Origin of the sequence: Vibrio ezurae NBRC 102218, from assembly GCF_000467185.1 — a bacterium.
Lineage (GTDB): Bacteria > Pseudomonadota > Gammaproteobacteria > Enterobacterales > Vibrionaceae > Vibrio > Vibrio ezurae.
The window spans coordinates 58,537-77,547 of the sequence record NZ_BATM01000038.1 but is presented as its reverse complement, the minus strand read 5'-3'; the positions used below and the strand labels follow the sequence as shown (position 1 = coordinate 77,547).

Annotated in this window: 18 protein-coding genes and 1 other RNA gene; 7 read left to right on the top strand and 12 right to left on the bottom strand. The window is 44.9% G+C overall.

From position 1 onward, the window contains the following. Positions 1-150: 150 nt before the first annotated feature. Positions 151-531: RNase P RNA component class A (gene rnpB, locus VEZ01S_RS16410), an RNA gene on the bottom strand. Between the two features lie 80 nt (positions 532-611). Next, on the bottom strand, positions 612-1,475 hold the full coding sequence (gene rsmI / locus VEZ01S_RS12330; RefSeq protein WP_021714375.1) for a 16S rRNA (cytidine(1402)-2'-O)-methyltransferase: 864 nt from the start codon (positions 1,473-1,475) through the stop codon (positions 612-614). Positions 1,476-1,538: 63 nt separating this feature from the next. On the opposite strand from rsmI, the gene VEZ01S_RS12325 reads away from it, so the two are divergent. Genes VEZ01S_RS12325 through VEZ01S_RS12310 form a run of 4 tightly spaced genes read left to right on the top strand, consistent with a single transcriptional unit; the run spans position 1,539 to position 5,109 of the window. Further along, positions 1,539-3,365, top strand: a complete 1,827-nt coding sequence (locus tag VEZ01S_RS12325; protein ID WP_021714374.1) for a penicillin-binding protein activator — start codon at positions 1,539-1,541, stop codon at positions 3,363-3,365. Then, positions 3,349-3,717: a YraN family protein gene (locus tag VEZ01S_RS12320; protein ID WP_021714373.1), complete on the top strand. Its 369-nt coding sequence runs from the start codon at positions 3,349-3,351 to the stop codon at positions 3,715-3,717. Before VEZ01S_RS12325 ends, VEZ01S_RS12320 begins: the two co-directional genes overlap by 17 nt. Positions 3,718-3,719: 2 nt before the next feature. Continuing rightward, the gene (locus VEZ01S_RS12315; RefSeq protein ID WP_021714372.1) at positions 3,720-4,310 is read left to right on the top strand and encodes a phosphoheptose isomerase; all 591 of its coding nucleotides are present in this window, start codon (positions 3,720-3,722) and stop codon (positions 4,308-4,310) included. Positions 4,311-4,338: 28 nt separating this feature from the next. Beyond that, on the top strand, positions 4,339-5,109 hold the full coding sequence (locus VEZ01S_RS12310; protein ID WP_021714371.1) for a BON domain-containing protein: 771 nt from the start codon (positions 4,339-4,341) through the stop codon (positions 5,107-5,109). A 59-nt stretch (positions 5,110-5,168) separates the two neighbouring features. Here the strand turns inward: VEZ01S_RS12310 and sspB are convergent, their stop codons facing one another. The 8 genes from sspB to zapE form a co-directional block, all read right to left on the bottom strand. Continuing rightward, entirely contained in the window at positions 5,169-5,663 is a 495-nt protein-coding gene (gene sspB, locus VEZ01S_RS12305; RefSeq protein ID WP_021714370.1) for a ClpXP protease specificity-enhancing factor, read from the bottom strand. Further along, complete coding sequence (gene sspA / locus VEZ01S_RS12300; RefSeq protein WP_021714369.1) at positions 5,663-6,298, bottom strand: stringent starvation protein SspA; 636 nt, start codon at positions 6,296-6,298, stop codon at positions 5,663-5,665. The genes sspB and sspA overlap by 1 nt, the downstream gene beginning before the upstream one ends. Before the next feature lie 84 nt (positions 6,299-6,382). Then, on the bottom strand, positions 6,383-7,120 hold the full coding sequence (locus tag VEZ01S_RS12295; protein ID WP_021714368.1) for a cytochrome c1: 738 nt from the start codon (positions 7,118-7,120) through the stop codon (positions 6,383-6,385). After that, entirely contained in the window at positions 7,120-8,382 is a 1,263-nt protein-coding gene (locus VEZ01S_RS12290; protein WP_021714367.1) for a cytochrome b, read from the bottom strand. Before VEZ01S_RS12290 ends, VEZ01S_RS12295 begins: the two co-directional genes overlap by 1 nt. Further along, positions 8,382-8,972, bottom strand: a complete 591-nt coding sequence (petA, locus tag VEZ01S_RS12285; protein WP_040890858.1) for a ubiquinol-cytochrome c reductase iron-sulfur subunit — start codon at positions 8,970-8,972, stop codon at positions 8,382-8,384. The genes VEZ01S_RS12290 and petA overlap by 1 nt, the downstream gene beginning before the upstream one ends. 330 nt (positions 8,973-9,302) lie before the next feature. Beyond that, positions 9,303-9,695, bottom strand: a complete 393-nt coding sequence (gene rpsI / locus VEZ01S_RS12280) for a 30S ribosomal protein S9 (protein ID WP_017026825.1) — start codon at positions 9,693-9,695, stop codon at positions 9,303-9,305. Between the two features lie 15 nt (positions 9,696-9,710). Continuing rightward, a complete protein-coding gene (gene rplM, locus VEZ01S_RS12275) occupies positions 9,711-10,139 on the bottom strand; it encodes a 50S ribosomal protein L13 (protein ID WP_021714364.1) in 429 nt (142 codons plus the stop codon). Between the two features lie 265 nt (positions 10,140-10,404). Then, positions 10,405-11,517: a cell division protein ZapE gene (zapE, locus tag VEZ01S_RS12270; protein ID WP_021714363.1), complete on the bottom strand. Its 1,113-nt coding sequence runs from the start codon at positions 11,515-11,517 to the stop codon at positions 10,405-10,407. Between the two features lie 119 nt (positions 11,518-11,636). Here zapE and zapG point away from each other — a divergent pair, with 119 nt between their 5' ends. From zapG to degS, 3 genes are all read left to right on the top strand, one after another. Continuing rightward, entirely contained in the window at positions 11,637-12,071 is a 435-nt protein-coding gene (gene zapG, locus VEZ01S_RS12265; RefSeq protein WP_021714362.1) for a Z-ring associated protein ZapG, read from the top strand. Between the two features lie 114 nt (positions 12,072-12,185). Next, complete coding sequence (locus VEZ01S_RS12260; RefSeq protein WP_021714361.1) at positions 12,186-13,556, top strand: Do family serine endopeptidase; 1,371 nt, start codon at positions 12,186-12,188, stop codon at positions 13,554-13,556. Positions 13,557-13,660: 104 nt separating this feature from the next. Beyond that, positions 13,661-14,734 (top strand): outer membrane-stress sensor serine endopeptidase DegS, encoded by a 1,074-nt coding sequence (gene degS, locus VEZ01S_RS12255; protein WP_021714360.1) that lies wholly within the window; start codon positions 13,661-13,663, stop codon positions 14,732-14,734. 77 nt (positions 14,735-14,811) lie between these two features. Here degS and parC read toward each other — a convergent pair whose 3' ends face one another. Together parC and parE are read right to left on the bottom strand one after the other, a co-directional pair. Beyond that, complete coding sequence (gene parC, locus VEZ01S_RS12250; RefSeq protein WP_021714359.1) at positions 14,812-17,064, bottom strand: DNA topoisomerase IV subunit A; 2,253 nt, start codon at positions 17,062-17,064, stop codon at positions 14,812-14,814. A gap of 2 nt (positions 17,065-17,066) precedes the next feature. Next, positions 17,067-18,947 (bottom strand): DNA topoisomerase IV subunit B, encoded by a 1,881-nt coding sequence (gene parE / locus VEZ01S_RS12245; RefSeq protein WP_021714358.1) that lies wholly within the window; start codon positions 18,945-18,947, stop codon positions 17,067-17,069. Positions 18,948-19,011: the final 64 nt, after the last annotated feature.

Sequence of the window (19,011 nt, the reverse complement as noted above, 5' to 3'; positions counted from 1 at the left end):
TAACCAAATTATTCAGTCAACTATGCCGTGACTTTCGCAATTAACCAAAATAAGAGTGCTACAGCATCTTCTAGCACATGCAACTTCAAGCATTTATTTCAAGTACAAATAAGCAAAAAGCCCCGCCATAATAGCGGGGCTTTTTTTAAAAGGTGGAGCACACCTATAAGCCGGGTTCTGTATCCGCTTGCGCGGTGATAGCCATTCGTCTAGGCCAGCAATCGCTCACTGGCTCAAGCAACCTACCCGCTCCCTTACGCGAGCAACGCAACGTGGGAGCCTATTTGGTCTTGCTTCGGGTGGAGTTTACCTTGCTACGGACTGTTACCAACCGCACGGTGCGCTCTTACCGCACCCTTTCACCCTTACCTGTGCCCGAAGGCCATCGGCGGTTTTCTCTCTGCTGCACTTGTCGTGGGCTTGCGCCCCCCAGGCGTTACCTGGCACCCTGCTCTATGAAGCCCGGACTTTCCTCCCCTCCGTCAGTCTCCCGAAGGACATCAACGAAGCAGCGACTATCTGGTTAGCTCCGGGGCGGATTGTACTGACAAAGATCACAGATGTCTATTCAAATAAAGCCCGCACTCAACAAAGAAGCTTTGTAAGCAAGCTTAGTCTAAATGTTCCAGACCCCATTTATATAAAGCGTTCTTTTTCAAATTGTAAATTTCAGCCGTCAATGCTGCCGCTTTTTTCAAAGGCAGCTCCTTAGTTAAGATGCTTAACGTGCGACGTGCTTCATCAGGCAATTCTTCACTGCTGTCTTCACGATGACCATGTACCAGAATAACCATTTCCCCACGAATGCGATTCGCGTCTTCTTCCAGCCAAGGAATCAACTCACCTAAAGGCAAGCCTTGAATGGTTTCAAAGGTTTTAGTGAGCTCTCTTGCCAATACGACCTGACGCTCTGCACCCAATACATCCAGCATATCTGCTAACGAATCCATGATGCGATGCGGCGACTCGTAAAAAATACAGGTGCGTTCAACTTTCGCCAATTCTAAAAAGCGATCTTTACGCCCTTTACTTTTCGGTGGCAAAAAGCCTTCAAAGCTAAAACGATCAGAGGGCAAGCCAGAAGCACTTAACGCTGTAATCACCGCACACGCTCCCGGAAGAGGAACCACTTGCACACCCGCTTTACGACATTGGTTGACTAAATGGTAACCCGGATCGCTAATTAATGGCGTTCCCGCGTCCGAAACCAGTGCAATAGATTGCCCTTCTAGCAGTTTTTCTACTAAAACTTGTGCTTTTTGCTGTTCATTATGATCATGCAAAGCAAAAGTACGTGTGCCGATATTTAAGTGCGACAGCAACCGCCCGGTATGACGCGTATCCTCTGCTGCAATAAGGTCTACACTGCTTAATACTTCAATTGCACGCTGAGTAATATCGCCTAAATTTCCTATTGGAGTAGGGACAATATAGAGGGTTGCAGGTGAAGAATTAAAAGAATTGTTATCTGTCATTTGTTTACCGTCACTTGAGGGATTAATATAGAAGTAATTAATCCACAATAATTTAAAGAACTCATGGCGCAAAAAAATCGATCTGGATACAGTGTATCACGCATTCTTACTCCCATAGCATTGTCTGTGCTTCTCGCAGCTTGTTCGAGCGCACCCTCTGATCCAGAAGTTGCGCAACAATCCAATATCCTTAATCAACCCACTCAAACCTCTGAGTACTACTTGATTAAAGCCGATAGCTCTGACGGGGAAGAACAAATAGATTGGCTTATCCTGTCTTTAAAAGCCGCAGTATCTGAAAACAATACTGGCTTAGCCAACCGAATTATCCAACGTTTGGCTCAACAGAACATGAGTGAGCCTCAACAAGCTGAATGGCAACTAGCCCGAGCTCAGTTGCTACTAAACAACAATCAACCGACGGACGCTATCAAACAGCTGAACTTCCGTAACGAATGGCGTTTAGATAAATCGCAGTGGCAACACTACTACAAACTGCGTTCAGATATCTACCAAGCTTTATATCAACCGCTAAATGCGGCGCGTGAGCAAGTCATGCTTGCTGATTTTCTGACAGAAGAACAACAGCAACAAAACGTTGACCAAATTTGGGCTCTAATGAACAGCGTGAGTGCCGATGAGCTCAAAACAATGCCGATCACAGAAACTGAAACGGAGCTGTTAGGCTGGCGTGAACTGGCAATGTTTAACCAAACCTATAGCCATAACTTACCTAAACTAAAGAAAGCATTCCAAGACTGGATAGATACCAATGTTCACCATCCAGCAGCGCTGTACACCCCACAAGAAATCAAAGATATTCTTGCTCTAGAAATCGTACAACCAAACAAAACCGCGCTGATTCTTCCTCTTAGCGGTAAGTTCGCCAAACAAGCCAGTATCATCCGTGATGGCTTTGTATTTGCGATGATGCACGACAAAGCGCGTCTTCCTGATGCGCAATACGTAATCATCGATAGTAATAAGAACAACCCTTCACAAATTCAGCAGCAGCTTGAAGCGCAAGACGTCGACTTTATTGTGGGCCCACTCATGCGTAATACCATAGAAGAATTGCAAGAAATACAACAAAATAGCACCAGTCCCATCCCTATGCTGGCGTTGAATTTCCCTAAAGATATTCTAGAAGGCACCGACTTTTGTTACATCACTCTGTCACCAGAACAAGAAGCAGAAGAAGCGGCCAGACATCTTGCAGAAACGGGCGCAAAATACCCGCTGATCATAGCGCCAAGTGGGAGCTATGGACGCCGTATGGCCGACGCATTTAAAGCCGAATGGAAGAAGAACAACGACACTAAGAGTGCGGCTTCTTACTTCAGCTCTAAAAACCAACTGCAACGTGCGGTAAATAGCGTATTTGGACTACAAGCAAGTCAACGACGTATTGCGCAGATGAATCATCTAATGAAAATGGAGATGGAATCTGAAGAGCGCTCTCGCAGAGATATCGACGCAGTCTATATTGTGGCCGGTGACGCTGAGCTAAACTTGATTAAACCATTTATCAATGTGGCTATTAATCCAGAAGCGACACCACCAAAATTGTACGCGAACTCATTGAGTAATACTGGTATAAAACGTCCATCACAAAACTTGTCTGGTGTGATCTACAGTGACATTCCAATGCTGGCAGAACCAAATGAAGCGCTGGATGCCGAAATGCAAAGTGTTTGGAGTAAATCCAATAACCCGCAAAAAAGACTACACGCATTAGGTATGGACGCATATAGTCTGATCAATGCTCTGCCGAATATGAAAGTCAGCCCAAGTCACTCAATCAAAGGACAAACGGGCATTTTAAGCATTGATGAGCAATGTGTAGTGCAGCGCCAGCTTAGCTGGGCAGAATATGAGTCTGCTCAATAAGCTTGCTATAGGGCATAAGTACGAGGCCAAAGCTCAGCGATATCTCGCCAAGCAAGGCCTCGACTTTATTGAGAAAAATTTTCACGCGAAGTGCGGTGAAATTGACCTCATTATGAAAGACAAACAAGAGTTTGTTTTTGTTGAGGTCAAATACAGAAAACAACAACATTATGGTAGCGGCGTTGATGCTGTCTCCCATTCTAAGCAGTTAAAAATCAAGAAGACTGCTATGTTGTGGATGATGAAAAATAACTTGTCTCCTAGTCATACTTACTTTCGATTTGATGTCATCTCTTTAAGTAGTGATCCAGAAAAAGTGGAATGGATACAAAACGCAATTGTTGAAGGATAAAAATGCACGAGAGCATAAAAGCGAGCTTTACTGAAAGCATACAAATTCAAATCGCAGCCGCAGAAGAGTTGCCTGATGCCATCACTCATGCCGCGCAAGCGATGGTGAGCACCCTACTGAACGGAAAAAAGATTCTGTGTTGTGGTAACGGTGGCTCAAGCGCAAACTCACAGCAGTTTGCCTCTAGCCTATTAAATCGCTTTGAAACGGAAAGACCAAGCCTTCCAGCCATGAGTCTAGGCTCAGATATGACGAGCTTGACCGCTATCGCTAACGACTACCACTACCAAGAAGTATTTTCAAAACAAGTACGTGCCCTAGGTCAGCAAGGAGATATCCTACTGGCTTTATCAACCAGCGGTAACAGTAAAAACATCATCAAAGCCATGGAAGCGGCGGTAACACGCGACATGACCATCATCGCGTTAACAGGCAAAGATGGCGGAGAGATGGCAGGCTTATTGGGCGAACACGATGTGGAAATTCGCATCCCTTCCAATAGAACAGCACGCATTCATGAAGTGCACATGCTGACCCTACATTGTTTATGTGACCTTATCGATCAAGTGCTATTTCCAGAGCACGTTGAGTAACATTCTAGATTAGTGAGGATCTCGATCCATGTTGTACACTCGGAAACTCTCCTTATACATGCTCACTTTCATGACATGTTTAATGGTTACAGGCTGTGCGAATATGTTCGCCAACGACCGCCCTGTTGTGACAGATAACCGTAGCTCACGTGAAGTGTGGGATGACAATAATATTGAATTTGAAGCAGCAGCCCTAGGAAACAAAGCCCCATTTACTGGTAAAGTTCGTGTGGCCGCTAATTCTTTTCGAGGTAAAGTCGTTCTCATTGGGCAAGCGCCGACCAAAGAACTGCACCAAGAAATTGAAAAGCGCGTGGCCGCGATTCCTGGCGTAAAGAAAGTATACAATCAGCTACGCATTCAGCCGACACTCAACTTATCGCAAATGAGCCAAGATAGCTGGCTCACCACCAAAGTAAAGTCAGCGTTATTAGGTGAGCGAAGACTAAGAGGCGTTTCAATCAAAGTCGTCACTGAAAACAGTGAAGTCTTTTTGTTTGGTTATGTCGACCCTGAAAGTGCTGAGATTGCCACTGAAACCGCTCGTAACGTAGGTGGGGTCAAATTGGTGATTCGTGGCTTTGAAATTGCAGACGCTGCAACCGCAACAGCACCTCAAACAATCAATACCCCATCAAATCCCAACACCAAGCAAGACGTACCTGCACCGATAGCGGATTCTGCGGTAAGTGATGCAGCGACTCAAGATAGCACTAACATTGAAGAAGATGCCGTCATTGGAGGAGATGTGATTATTGATCGTACTGATGATATTACAGAAGAGGTAGTGGAAGAATAACATTCATCACAGCTGCGATAACAAAAAAGGAGCCAATGGCTCCTTTTTATTTGCAGTGTCTATTTAACGACGCGAAGGCTTGGTCGCCCTTTCGGTCTCGGTGGTTCATCATCAGGCTCAGGCTCTACTGATGAATCCTCCTCGATAGCTTCAGCGTCTTCTACGATAGAAAACGAATCAGCCGATGCTAAATGAGTCTCTTCAGGCTCAATATCGCTATTTTCGTAAGCTTCTTCAGGTTCAAACATAGTCCCTGCGCCATTTTCACGAGCGTAAATAGCTTGCACCGCATAAATAGGAACGATAACTGAATGTGGACGGCCGCCAAAACGGGTATGAAACGTTAATGCCTCATTCCCAATTTCTAAGTTGCCTACCGCACGCGGAGCCACATTTAAGATAATTTGACCATCTTGAATGTACTCTTCAGGAACACGAACACCCGGCATATTAGCGTCAACCACCAAATGAGGTGTCAGGTCGTTCTCAGCCAACCAATCATAAAATGCACGAAGCAAATAAGGTCGGCGCGGAGTCATTGTTGAAATATCCATTAACGAACTAGACGCATCTCACGTTCAGCTTCGGTAAGAGAAGCTAGGAATGAATCGCGCTCAAATACACGGTTCATGTAAATCTTAAGCTCTTTTGAACCAGGGCCTGTAAGCTCAATACCAAAAGTAGGTAGACGCCATAGCAGTGGTGCAAGGTAGCAATCGATCAAGCTAAAGTCTTCACTCATGAAGTACTCGCTTTCAGCAAATAGAGGACCCAACATAAGTAGATCGTTGCGCAGTTTTTGACGAGCTTTTTCTTGTTCTTCACCCGTAGTAGAGATGATTTTCTCTGCTACGCTGTACCAGTTACGTTGAATACGGTACATCATTAGACGATTTTTACCGCGATCAACAGGGTAAACAGGCATCAAAGGTGGATGAGGAAAACGCTCATCTAGATATTCCATAATAATCTTTGAATCATAAAGAGTCAGTTCACGATCTACTAGAGTCGGAACAGATTTATATGGGTTCAATTCTACAAGTTCAGCAGGTAAATTCGCTTCGTCGACTAGCTCAACTTCAACAGCTACGCCTTTCTCAGCCAAAACGATACGGACCTGATGGCTAGCCATATCAGTAGCACTTGAGAATAGAGTCATCACAGAACGTTTATTGGCAGCTACAGCCATGAGCCCTCCGGTATTGTAAATTTAAATATAAGAATGGAGGCAACATGCCTCCATTTCAGAAATCAGCGTTACATCGTATCACAATTAGTGAATATCACGCCAATATTCTTTATATAGTAAATAGCTAACGCCGGTAAAGAGCACTAAGAACAGCAGTACCCAGATACCTAAATTCTCACGCTCTACCTGCACAGGGTCACCTGCATATTCAAGGAAGTTAACCAAATCACGAACCGTATCATCGTATTCGCTCTGGCTTAGCTCTCCTGTAGAATCGGCTTTCACCCCGACAACCACTTGCTGTTCTTGACCATCAATCACTTGGGTTTCAAAAACAGGTTTTGGTACGCCTTGTAACTCTTGCAAAACATGAGGCATGCCCACACTTGGGAAGATCACGTTGTTCACACCAAATGGACGGCTTGGATCTTCATAGAAAGAACGCAAATAAGTGTATAGCCAATCCACACCGCGTACGCGAGCCGTCAAAGTTAGATCCGGTGGCGCAACGCCAAACCATTTCGCTGCATCTTCGGCTGGCATGTTGTTGACCATCAGATCGCCGACTACCGCCTCTGAATCAAACATCAGATTCTCACGCATCAGATCAATTGGGATATCAAGATCTGTCGCGACACGTTCATAACGTTGATACTGCGTTGAGTGACACGCAAAACAGTAGTTCATATACGTCTGAGCACCGCGCTGCAAAGACTCTTTGTCTCGAATATCATTGTTTGCTTTATCGAGAGTAAAGTGTCCGCCCGCTGCGAATCCAAGAGCCGGCACTAGCGCAAATAATAATATGAATAACTTTTTCATTATTTGGTGATCCTTGTCGGTAGCGTCTTAGTTTTTTCATTCTTACTGTAGATAAACAACACCACGAAGAACATGAAGTAACCCAGACTGAACAAACGAGATAGATTCGTATACAACTCTGTCGCAGGCAGCGTACCCAATACACCAAGACCGATAAATGAGATCGTAAACTGGATCAAGTTGATCAAATGCACGCGGCTTCTATAGCGGAATGAACGTACATTACAACGGTCAATCCAAGGCAATAAGAACAACACCACAATCGAGCCACCAAAGAAGACAAAACCAATCAACTTGTCAGGAATTGCACGCAAAATGGCGTAGTTTGGAGAGAAATACCAAACTGGAGCAATATGTTCCGGCGTTTTCAGAGGGTTCGCCACTTCAAAGTTAGGCGGCTCAAGGAAGAAGCCTCCCATCGCTGGTGCATAGAACAATACATAACTAAAGAACAGTAAGAATACCCCCACATAGAAGAGATCTTTCACCGTACCGTAAGGATGGAATGGCATTGAATCAATAATGTCGTATTTCTTGCTGTAGTCTTCATGGAATTTGAATTCCGGCTCGTAGTCATCGCCCATAGTGCCTTTTGGCAACTTGGTATCAATACCGTCAGGGTTGTTTGATCCTACTTCGTGTAGAGCCAAAATATGCAGTGCAACTAACAGTAACAATACGATAGGTAGCGCAATAACGTGCAAAGCAAAGAAGCGGTTTAGTGTCGCACCCGAGATAACATAGTCACCACGAATCCACAGCGTTAGGTCATCACCAATCACTGGAATTGCGCCAAACAAGCCAATGATTACCTGAGCACCCCAATAGGACATTTGTCCCCATGGCAACATGTAACCCATAAAGGCTTCGGCCATCAGTACCACAAACAGCAACATACCAAATAACCAAACCAGCTCACGAGGCTTTTGGTAAGAGCCATAAATCAGCCCGCGGTACATGTGCAGATAAACCACAATAAAGAAGAATGAAGCACCTGTTGAATGCATATAGCGAAGTAACCAGCCATACTCAACATCACGCATGATGTACTCAACAGAAGCAAATGCGCCTTCCGCAGACGGAACATAGTTCATGGTCAGCCAAATGCCTGTCACAATTTGGTTAACCAACACCAACATGGCCAAAGCACCAAAGATATACCAAAAGTTTGAGTTCTTTGGCTGAGGGTACTCAGACATGTGCTTACGATAGGTATTCATAGCTGGAATGCGTTTTTCAACCCAGCTTAATAAAGCCTCCATTATGCCTCTCCTTCGTCTTCGCCGATTATAATTAGATTGTCATCCATATACATATGCGGTGGTACAGCTAGATTGTATGGTGCAGGTACACCTTGGAAGACACGGCCTGCCATATCAAATTTAGAACCATGACATGGGCAGAAGAAACCTGATTTAACACCACTGACTTGCTCGCCAAAAGTATTTGGAAGGTAGGTTGGTGAGCACCCCAAGTGCGTACACAAACCAACGGCAATAAAGATTTCTGGTTTTAAGGAACGATAAACATTTTGTGCGTAAGAAGGTTGTTGTTCCTCAACCGAATCAGGGTCACGAAGCTGCCCTGCAAGTTGATCTAATTCATCTAATGTAGCCTGACCACGCTTGACAACCCAAACCGGTTGTCCACGCCAGATTACTCGGGCCATCTGCCCTTCTTCTAACTTACTGATATCGAATTCAACCGGAGCGCCAGCTGATTTAGCTCTAGCACTTGGATTCCAGGATTTGATAAAGGGTACAGCGACAGCTGCTGCTCCTAGGCCACCGACCACTGCGGTGGTGGCGGTTAGAAACTTGCGACGTCCATTATTTAGTGGCGCATTGCTCATCCAACATTCTCCCATTTGCTCCTTTGGATAGAATTACCCCTGCAACAGAGCACAGCTTTAAAAAGTAAAACTTTGATTCTATTTTTGTGGGGGAAATGATAAAGAAAACACCAGTTTAAGACAAGATAAAGCTACCTTTTTACAACATCTCTGAAGCAAATCAGAGCATAGGTCACAAAAGAGCTAAAGTTGAAACATAGAGAGAGTAGGAGGTGGAGCAGAAAAGAATTTACGAGGGACTAAAAAAACAAAAAGCCCGGTATAATACCGAGCTTTTTTGACACAATTCCAGCAAAAAGCTGGAGCATTGCCCTTTCTGTAAAAGAAAGATTAACGCTTCGAGAACTGTGGTTTACGACGTGCTTTACGTAGACCAACTTTCTTACGTTCAACTTGACGTGCGTCACGTGTAACGTATCCAGCAGCGCGTAGAGCAGGACGTAGAGTTTCATCGTATTCCATAAGAGCACGAGTAATGCCGTGACGGATAGCGCCAGCTTGACCAGAAATACCACCACCAGAAACAGTGATGTAAAGGTCTAGCTTGTCTAACATTTCAACTAGCTCAAGTGGTTGACGAACAACCATACGAGAAGTTTCACGACCAAAGTAAACATCAAGGCTACGCTTGTTGATTACGATGTTACCAGCACCCGGTTTGATGAAAACACGAGCAGCTGAGCTTTTGCGGCGACCAGTGCCGTAGTATTGATTCTCTGCCATTTCCATATTCCCCGATTAGATGTCTAGTACTTGTGGTTGTTGAGCAGCATGGTTGTGCTCAGCGCCAGCGTATACTTTTAGCTTACGGTACATTGCGCGGCCTAGAGGACCACGTGGTAACATACCTTTAACAGCTAGTTCGATAACCATTTCTGGTTTCTTATCGATCAACTTTTCAAAAGTGATAGATTTTAGACCACCTGGGAATTCAGAGTGACGGTAATACACTTTACCTTTAGCCTTGTTGCCAGTTACAGCAACTTTCTCAGCGTTAACAACGATGATGTAATCACCAGTGTCACAGTGAGGAGTGTATTCAGCTTTGTGCTTACCGCGTAGGCGAGAAGCGATTTCACTTGCAAGACGACCTAGAGTTTTACCTTCAGCGTCTACAACATACCAGTCACGTTTTACAGTTTCTGGTTTAGCAACGAATGTTTTCATGCTAATAATAACCCGTTAATTTGAAATTAAACTAATAAGGAGCGGTTGCTCCCACTGTCTAAGAGCCCAGTCATCACCCCTTCGAGTGGTGGCACTCTTTGGCAATTCTTATAGATAAAAACTACCAGCAGTAACGGTGGGTCGCAGGATTATACCGAAGCCAACTAAAAACGCAATCCTATTCGACATATTTCTGAGTGTTTTTTCACCGACAATCTGCGAATCCCATGCCAAACATTCGTGGTTACCTAGGCTCAGATACGATTTAGGCTAAGTGCTCTTGCGAGAGGTAATCCTCACTTTGCATTTCTGTCAGGCGAGATTCACAACGTTGAAATTCAAACACGAGCTGCCCACCCGCGTAAAGCTCAGTCAATGCCACACTGGCGGTAATAATAAGACAGACCTTTCGTTCATAAAACTCATCCACTAACGCTATAAATCGTCTCGCAGCATCATCGTTCTCGGCATTTAACTGTGGCACCTCTGCCAGCAGTACGGTGTGGTATTCACGAGACAGCTCTATATAGTCATTTTGACTTCGTGCGCTTTGACAGAGCTGACTAAAGCTGGCCATTAACACTCCGTTATGAGCATTCATTATTGCAAGCTGTCTGTGATTGACGGTAATGCTTTGCACCGCTTGAGCATCATCAATACTAGCGGTACTTAATGATTCAAAATAATGAGCCAGATTTTGCTTCGCCTTATCATCTAAGGGATAGTGATAGAGCTCAGCCTGTTGCAAAGTGCGCATTCTAAAATCATTGTCACTATCAAGTTCAAACACTTGGCAGTGTTTTTCGATCAACTCAATGGCGGGCAAGAATCGAGCTCGCTGTAAGCCATTGCGATACAGAAGATTGGGAGGGATATTGGATGTGGCGACTAAAATGATATTACGCGCGAACAACGCCTGAAATAACGTGCCCAGCAACATGGCGTCAGTAATGTCCGAGACAAAAAACTCGTCAAAGCAAATGACGTCTGCTTCACTCTTAAACTTATCCGCCACCATCTCCAACGGATCGCTTTGCTGTTGCAGCAACCTCAGTTCATCATGAACACGGTGCATAAAACGATGAAAGTGCATTCGCATCTTACGCTGATTTGGATACAAATCGTAAAAGCTATCCATCAAGTAAGTTTTACCTCGCCCTACTCCGCCCCAGATATACAATCCTTTCGGCGATGTGATCGGCTCTTGTTTGCTAAACCAGCGACGCCACCCTTTTAGTGGCATTTTATTTGGCGTGTGAGCAAACTCTGTTAGGCGCACATACAAGTCGTCAAACTCTTGAACCGCACTATGTTGCTTAGCGTCAAACTGAAATCCATTGTGCTTGATATCGTGCTGATATTTTTCTAAAGGTGTCATTTTGAGTGGTGAACTTAATTAGATTCTTTATTGGATAAGATTCTCATAGTAACATGAGGTATGTTTCAGTGTAAAAACACAGTAACTGGTTTGTTAACAGATTAACAAAAGGAAATACTATGCCTTGGATTTATGCGATCGTCAGTCTTTTCGTGGGAATTATCATTGGAGTAATCATCTCTCGTATCACTACGCCTCAATACAAAAAACAAAAAGAACTGCAAAAAGATCTTGAGACTGCCAAATTTACTTTGGAGCAACAACGACAAGACATCAACGACCACTTTTCAGAGTCTGCTCAACTTCTTGAAAATATCGGCAAAGAATATCGCAAGCTGTATGAACACATGGCAAATACATCAAACGATTTACTGCCTAACTTGCCTGCGCAAGACAACCCATTCGCCAAACACATTGAATCAAAAAATAAAGAGGAAGATGACAGTGCATCAACCAATGTACCGCCAAAAGACTATGCGAACGGTGCCACGGGGATGCTAAAAGACGAGAAGAAAGAAATCCTCAATGCGACTGAGACTATTCGAGTTTCTTAATCGAGTGTCGTCAATGGCTTAAGTCTATACAAGATTCTAGTTCTTGCTCTAGATAGGGAACTTGCTCGGTTTTTTTCTGTCTCAAACTTCAGTATCAACTAAACGGAGTTAATGATGAAAAGACCTTTGCTTGCTTTATCTGTTGTAGCCTTAAGCTTAAGCTCAATCATCACACCACTGCACGCCAGTGCAGCGCTACCTGTGAAGGTAGATAATCAAGAACTGCCAAGTCTTGCCCCGATGCTTGAGCAAGTGTCTCCTACTGTTGTCAGCATTGCAGTAGAAGGCACGCAAGTATCTAAACAGCAGATTCCTGACAGTTTTCGCTTCTTCTTTGGCGACCAGATTCCTGCCGAGCAAGCTCAAGAACGCCCCTTCAGAGGGCTTGGTTCTGGGGTGATCATCGACGCGGAGAAAGGACGTATCGTCACCAACTATCACGTCATTAATGGCGCAGACACCATAAAAGTACAGCTCACCGATGGTCGTGAATATGACGCCGAGTTAATCGGTGGCGATAAGATGTCAGATATTGCTCTGCTGAAGCTAAAGAAAAAAGTAAAAGGTTTATCTGAAATCACCTTTGCTGACTCTGATGCTCTTCGAGTGGGTGACTTCACTGTTGCCATCGGCAACCCGTTCGGCTTAGGCCAAACGGTCACTTCGGGTATTGTCTCCGCTCTTGGTCGCAGCGGATTAAATCTAGATAATCTTGAAAACTTTATCCAAACCGATGCTGCCATCAACAGTGGTAATTCTGGCGGAGCATTAGTAAACCTAAGAGGTGAACTCATTGGCGTCAATACCGCCATCTTAGGGCCAAATGGCGGAAATATCGGTATTGGCTTTGCCATCCCAGCCAATATGATCCGCAATCTTACTGACCAAATTATTGAATTTGGCGAAGTAAAACGAGGCATGCTAGGCGTGCAAGGCGGAGAGATCACCGCAGAGCTTGCGAGCGCATTGGGTTATGAGTCCAATCACGGCGCTTTCGTCAGTCAGGTCATGCCAGATAGCGCCGCTGAGAAAGCGGGCTTACAAGCGGGCGATGTCATTGTCAGTTTAAACGGAAAACGTATTGATACGTTTAGTGAGCTACGCGCGAAAGTCGCTACCCTAGGCGCAGGTAAAAAAATTACACTTGGCGTGACTCGAGACGGTAAATCCAAACAGTTTGATGTGACTTTAGGTGAATCCCCAACTCAACAAACCAAAGCGGAGCAGCTTCACCCAGGCTTAAAAGGTGCCGCCCTGAGTAACACCACTAAAGCTGATGCACAACAAGGTGTGAAAGTGTCTTCGGTCGCAGAAAACTCCCCAGCTGCTTCTTATCAAATTGAACAAGGGGATATTATTATTGGCGTGAACCGTAAGCCTATTGCCAACCTTGGAGAGTTTCGTGCTATTGCCGAAAAACAAGAAGGCATCCTAGCTTTGCATATTCAGCGAGGGAATAGGAAAATTGTCGTGATCGTTCGCTAGAACAGAGCACTGATATCATTTGGGGAAGCTTATCGGGCTTCCCTTTTCTTTCGCTAAAATTGAGTGTTATGCTTGGCATTAACACACCACTTATTGAGACTGCCATGTTGAGATTCTTATTACGCTCTGTTTTGCTTGGATTAATTGCAGCGGCTTTGGTTATCGCAGTAGTCCCTGATCTGCGTAATAAAGTGATACCAACTTTTGCTCAAGAGAGTCAAAACGACACCGCAGTAAGCCCAATGTCCTTCAATACAGCAGTGCGACGAGCAGCACCTGCGGTAGTCAATATCTATAGTCGCCAATACTCTGAAGAAGATCGCAGCAAGCTAAAAACACAAGGTTTAGGGTCTGGTGTGATAGTCAGTGACAAAGGCTATATCATTACCAACTACCATGTCGTGGCGAGCGCCGATCAGGTCATTGTTGCGCTGCAAGATGGTCGTGTTGCCAGTGCTCAATTAATAGGACAAGATCGCCGTACTGATATTGCCGTCTTGCAAATATCAATGTCTGATCTGCCCGTTATCCCACTCAACTCTCACTATACCGCTAAGGTCGGTGACGTAGTACTGGCTATTGGCAACCCATACAACCTTGGGCAAACCACTACCTTTGGCATTATTTCCGCCACCGGTCGCTCTTCAATCAGTAACGATGGACGTCAAGCCTTCATCCAAACCGATGCTGCTATCAATGAAGGCAACTCTGGCGGCGCGTTAGTTAACTCGAAAGGTGAACTGGTTGGCATTAATACCGCTTCTTTTCAACAAGCGACCGATTTAGAAACCTATGGCATTTCTTTTGCTATCCCGCAAAAACTGGTGTGGAAAATCATGAACAAGATCATTGCCGATGGGCGTGTGATTCGTGGTTACATCGGTGTTGATGGTCAAGACACCAGCTCCATGACTAATCGTCTTCTCGCTGGGAACTTCAATGGTGGCATTATTGTACTGGGCGTTGAACCTGGTGGCCCCGCCGACAAAGGGGGGATAAAAGCGCAAGATATCATCGTTAAGATTGATGATATGGTGGCTGACAATCGTCAAACTGTCATGGACGCGATCACCGATGCTCGACCGGGCTCAAAGGTGAACATCACCATTGTACGAAATGGTAAAGAAAAACAGCTGACGGTTGAAATTGGTGAAGATAATCGCCGCTTAACGCCTTAGTCATCTCACACGCATTAAAAAAGCCCTGCAAATCAATTTACAGGGCTTTGACGATTAAGCTTTAGTGAGTACTGTCATTACTCGTTCGTTTGCACTTCGATAGCGGTAACGCGTTGTAGGCCACGTGGCAACATAGCACCGCGACGTCCTCGCTCCCCTCTAAAGTTGTCCAAGTCACTCGGTTTCAAACCTAGCTTACGTTTACCTGCATATAAGGTCACCGTGGCGTTGGCTGGAACGGCAAGCAGTTGTGTCACAAACTCTTCTCGGCTCTTAGCTTTAGCTGAAGGGATATTAATGATCTTATTACCCTTACCTTTACTCAGTTGCGGTAAGTCTTTAATCGCAAACATCAACATACGACCTAAATTAGTGATCGCTAAGATCTCATCTTGATCCAAGTCAGAAATCGCGCTCGGGGTTAAGATCTCAGCACTTTGAGGCAAGTTAACTAACGCTTTACCGTTACGGTTTTTGGAGAGTAAATCACTACCGCGACAGACAAATCCATAACCTGCATCAGAGCCAACTAACCATAGCTGTTCTTCTTCGCCCATTAGCACCTGACGAATGCTGGTCCCCGTCGACAAGTTCAAACGACCTGTAATCGGTTCGCCTTGGCTTCTCGCCGATGGTAGAGAATGCGATTCTAACGAATAACTTCGTCCATCTGAGCCTAAGAACACCGCCGGTTGATTGCTCTTACCTTTGGCTGAGGTGAGATATTTATCACCTGACTTATAGTTCAATGTTGATGCGTCAACCTCATGCCCTTTGGCATGACGAATCCAGCCTTTCTCTGACAAGACAACCGTAATTGGCTCATTAGGCAGTAAGTCTTTCTCTGTTAACGCTCGTGCTTCTGCTCTCTCAACTAATGGTGAACGGCGATCATCACCGTATTTTTCAGCGTCGGCTTTTAACTCTTTCTTCAATAAAGTATTTAAGCGACGCTCAGAGCCTAGTAGCAACTCAAGTTGCTTACGCTCTTTCTCTAACTCTTCTTGCTCGCCACGAATCTTAAACTCTTCTAATTTCGCCAATTGACGTAATTTGGTATCTAAGATGGCATCCGCTTGAATCGCCGATAACTCAAAGCGAGACATCAGTACGGCTTTAGGCTCATCTTCGGTGCGAATAATCTCAATCACTTCATCAATGTTGAGGTACGCTGCCAACAAGCCTTCAAGGATGTGTAAACGCGCTAAGATTTTATCTAAACGGAACTGCAAGCGACGGCGAACCGTTGAACGACGAAACTCAATCCACTCTTTTAATATTTGAACAAGACCTTTTACCTGTGGACGTTTGTCCAAACCAATCATGTTTAAATTCACACGATAGTTTTTCTCAAGATCCGTAGAGGCAAATAAGTGGTTCATCAATTGATCGCAATCCACTCGATTTGAACGAGGTACGATCACAATGCGAGTTGGGTTTTCGTGATCAGATTCGTCACGCAGATCATCAACCATAGGCAGCTTTTTAGCACGCATTTGGTTGGCAATTTGCTCTAACAATTTAGAGCCTGATACTTGGTGAGGTAACGCAGTAATCACTATATCGCTGGCTTCTTTATGCCAAACCGCACGCATTTTTATGCTGCCACGGCCGGTACGATAAATTTTTTCAATGTCGTTTTTAGGCGAAATAATTTCCGCTTCGGTCGGGTAATCAGGGCCTTGTACAAACTGCATCACATCCGACAGTTCTGCCTTCGGATTTTCAATAAGCTCAATGGTAGCGTTCGTCACTTCACGCACATTGTGTGGCGGTATATCCGTCGCCATACCAACAGCGATACCGGTAATGCCATTAAGCAAAATGTGTGGCAGACGTGCAGGCAACATTTGTGGTTCTTTCATCGAACCATCAAAGTTAGGTTGCCATTCCACTGTGCCTTGACCTAATTCACCTAGCAACACCTCAGCAAACTTAGACAGTTTAGATTCGGTATAACGCATTGCGGCAAACGATTTCGGGTCATCGGGGGCACCCCAGTTGCCTTGACCGTCCACCAATGGGTAGCGATAGGTAAAAGGCTGCGCCATTAGCACCATAGCTTCATAACAGGCTGAATCACCGTGAGGATGATACTTACCCAGTACGTCACCCACGGTACGCGCTGATTTTTTGTATTTAGATGAAGCGGATAAACCCAGCTCTGACATCGCATAAATGATGCGACGTTGTACAGGCTTTAAGCCATCGCCAATGTAAGGCAATGCACGATCCATGATCACGTACATTGAGTAATTTAAATAAGCGTCTTCGGTAAATTTGCGCAGTGGTAACTGCTCAACGCCATCATATGTAATCTCGTTCGACATTCTTATACCTCAGCCATATCGCCTTTATCTTGTAACCAATGACGGCGATCATCTGCACGCTTTTTACCTAATAGCATGTCCATCATTTCCATTGTCTGTTCATCATCATCTATGGTGAGCTGTACTAGACGGCGAGTATTGGGGTCCATGGTCGTTTCACGAAGCTGCAATGGGTTCATTTCACCCAAACCTTTAAATCGTTGTACGTTGATTTTGGCTCGCTTGCTACTTAAACGCTCGATAACGCCCTCTTTCTCATCTTCATCAAGAGCGTAAAAAACCTCTTTACCGCAATCAATTCTAAATAACGGTGGCATGGCAACGTACACGTGGCCGGCACGCACCAATGAGCTGAAATGACGTGTGAACAAGGCACAGAGTAGCGTTGCGATATGCAGCCCATCCGAGTCCGCATCCGCAAGAATACAGATTTTACCGTAACGTAAACCTTCTAAACTTTCAGTATCAGGATCAATGCCTAATGCAACGGAAATATCGTGCACCTCTTGCGAAGCCAACACTTGATCTGCGCTCACTTCCCATGTATTCAAAATTTTACCACGCAGTGGCATGATCGCCTGAAACTCACGGTCTCTTGCTTGTTTCGCTGAGCCTCCCGCAGAGTCACCTTCGACTAAAAACAGTTCTGTACGCGCTAAATCCTGAACCGAGCAGTCGGTTAATTTACCCGGCAAAGCTGGGCCCGATGCCACTTTTTTACGTACCACCTTTTTACTGGCACGCATACGGCGATGGGCACTCGCAATGCACGCCTCAGCTAATTGCTCGGCAATATGTGGGGTTTCATTTAGCCATAAACTAAAGGCGTCTTTAATAACACCTGACACAAAGGATGCGCATTGACGGGAAGATAGGCGTTCTTTGGTTTGTCCTGCAAATTGCGGATCTTGCATTTTGATCGACAGTACATAAGAACAGCGATCAAATATGTCATCACCCGTTAACTTCACGCCGCGTGGCAATAAGTTTCGGAACTCACAAAACTCACGCATCGCATCCAGTAAACCTTGGCGTAAACCGTTAACGTGCGTACCGCCTTGTGAGGTAGGAATTAAGTTCACATAGCTTTCGGTGATAAGTTCGCCGCCTTCCGGCTGCCAAATAATCGCCCAATCAGCCCCTTCAATCTCACTAGAGAACTGACCTGTGAACGGCGTTTCAGGTAAGACTGTGTAACCTTTTACCCCTTCGGCAAGATAGTCTTTTAGGCCACTTTCGTAATACCACTTATGCTCTTTGCCATTCACTTTATCTTGTAAAGTGATTTCCAACCCAGGACACAAGACTGCTTTCGCGCGCAGGTTATTCACCAGCCTTGAAACAGAGAAATTACCAGAATCAAAATATTGACTGTTTGGCCAGAAGTGAACACTCGTACCGCTATTACGCTTCCCACAAGTGCCAATCACTGACAGCTCTTCCACCTTATCGCCATTTTCAAAAGCAATTTGGTATACCTGCCCATCACGTCGCACCGTAATTTCAACGCGTTTTGATAAGGCGTTTACAACTGAAATACCGACCCCGTGCAAACCACCAGAAAACTGATAGTTTTTATTGGAAAATTTACCACCAGCATGCAACTTACATAGAATAAGCTCCACACCAGAAATCCCTTCTTCAGGGTGAATATCCACAGGCATACCACGCCCATCATCAATCACTTCTAGTGACTGATCAGCATGAAGGATGACCTGTATCTTTGAAGCATGTCCAGCAAGCGCTTCATCGACACTGTTATCAATAACTTCTTGCCCTAAGTGGTTTGGGCGGACAGTATCGGTATACATTCCAGGGCGACGGCGGACTGGCTCCAAGCCATTTAAGACTTCTATCGCCCCAGCGTTATATTGTTCAGTCATAATTTGAAAGTTTACTCTTGGCGTTGTTAAACATCGCTTCTCATCATTGAGAAATTCGTAACCT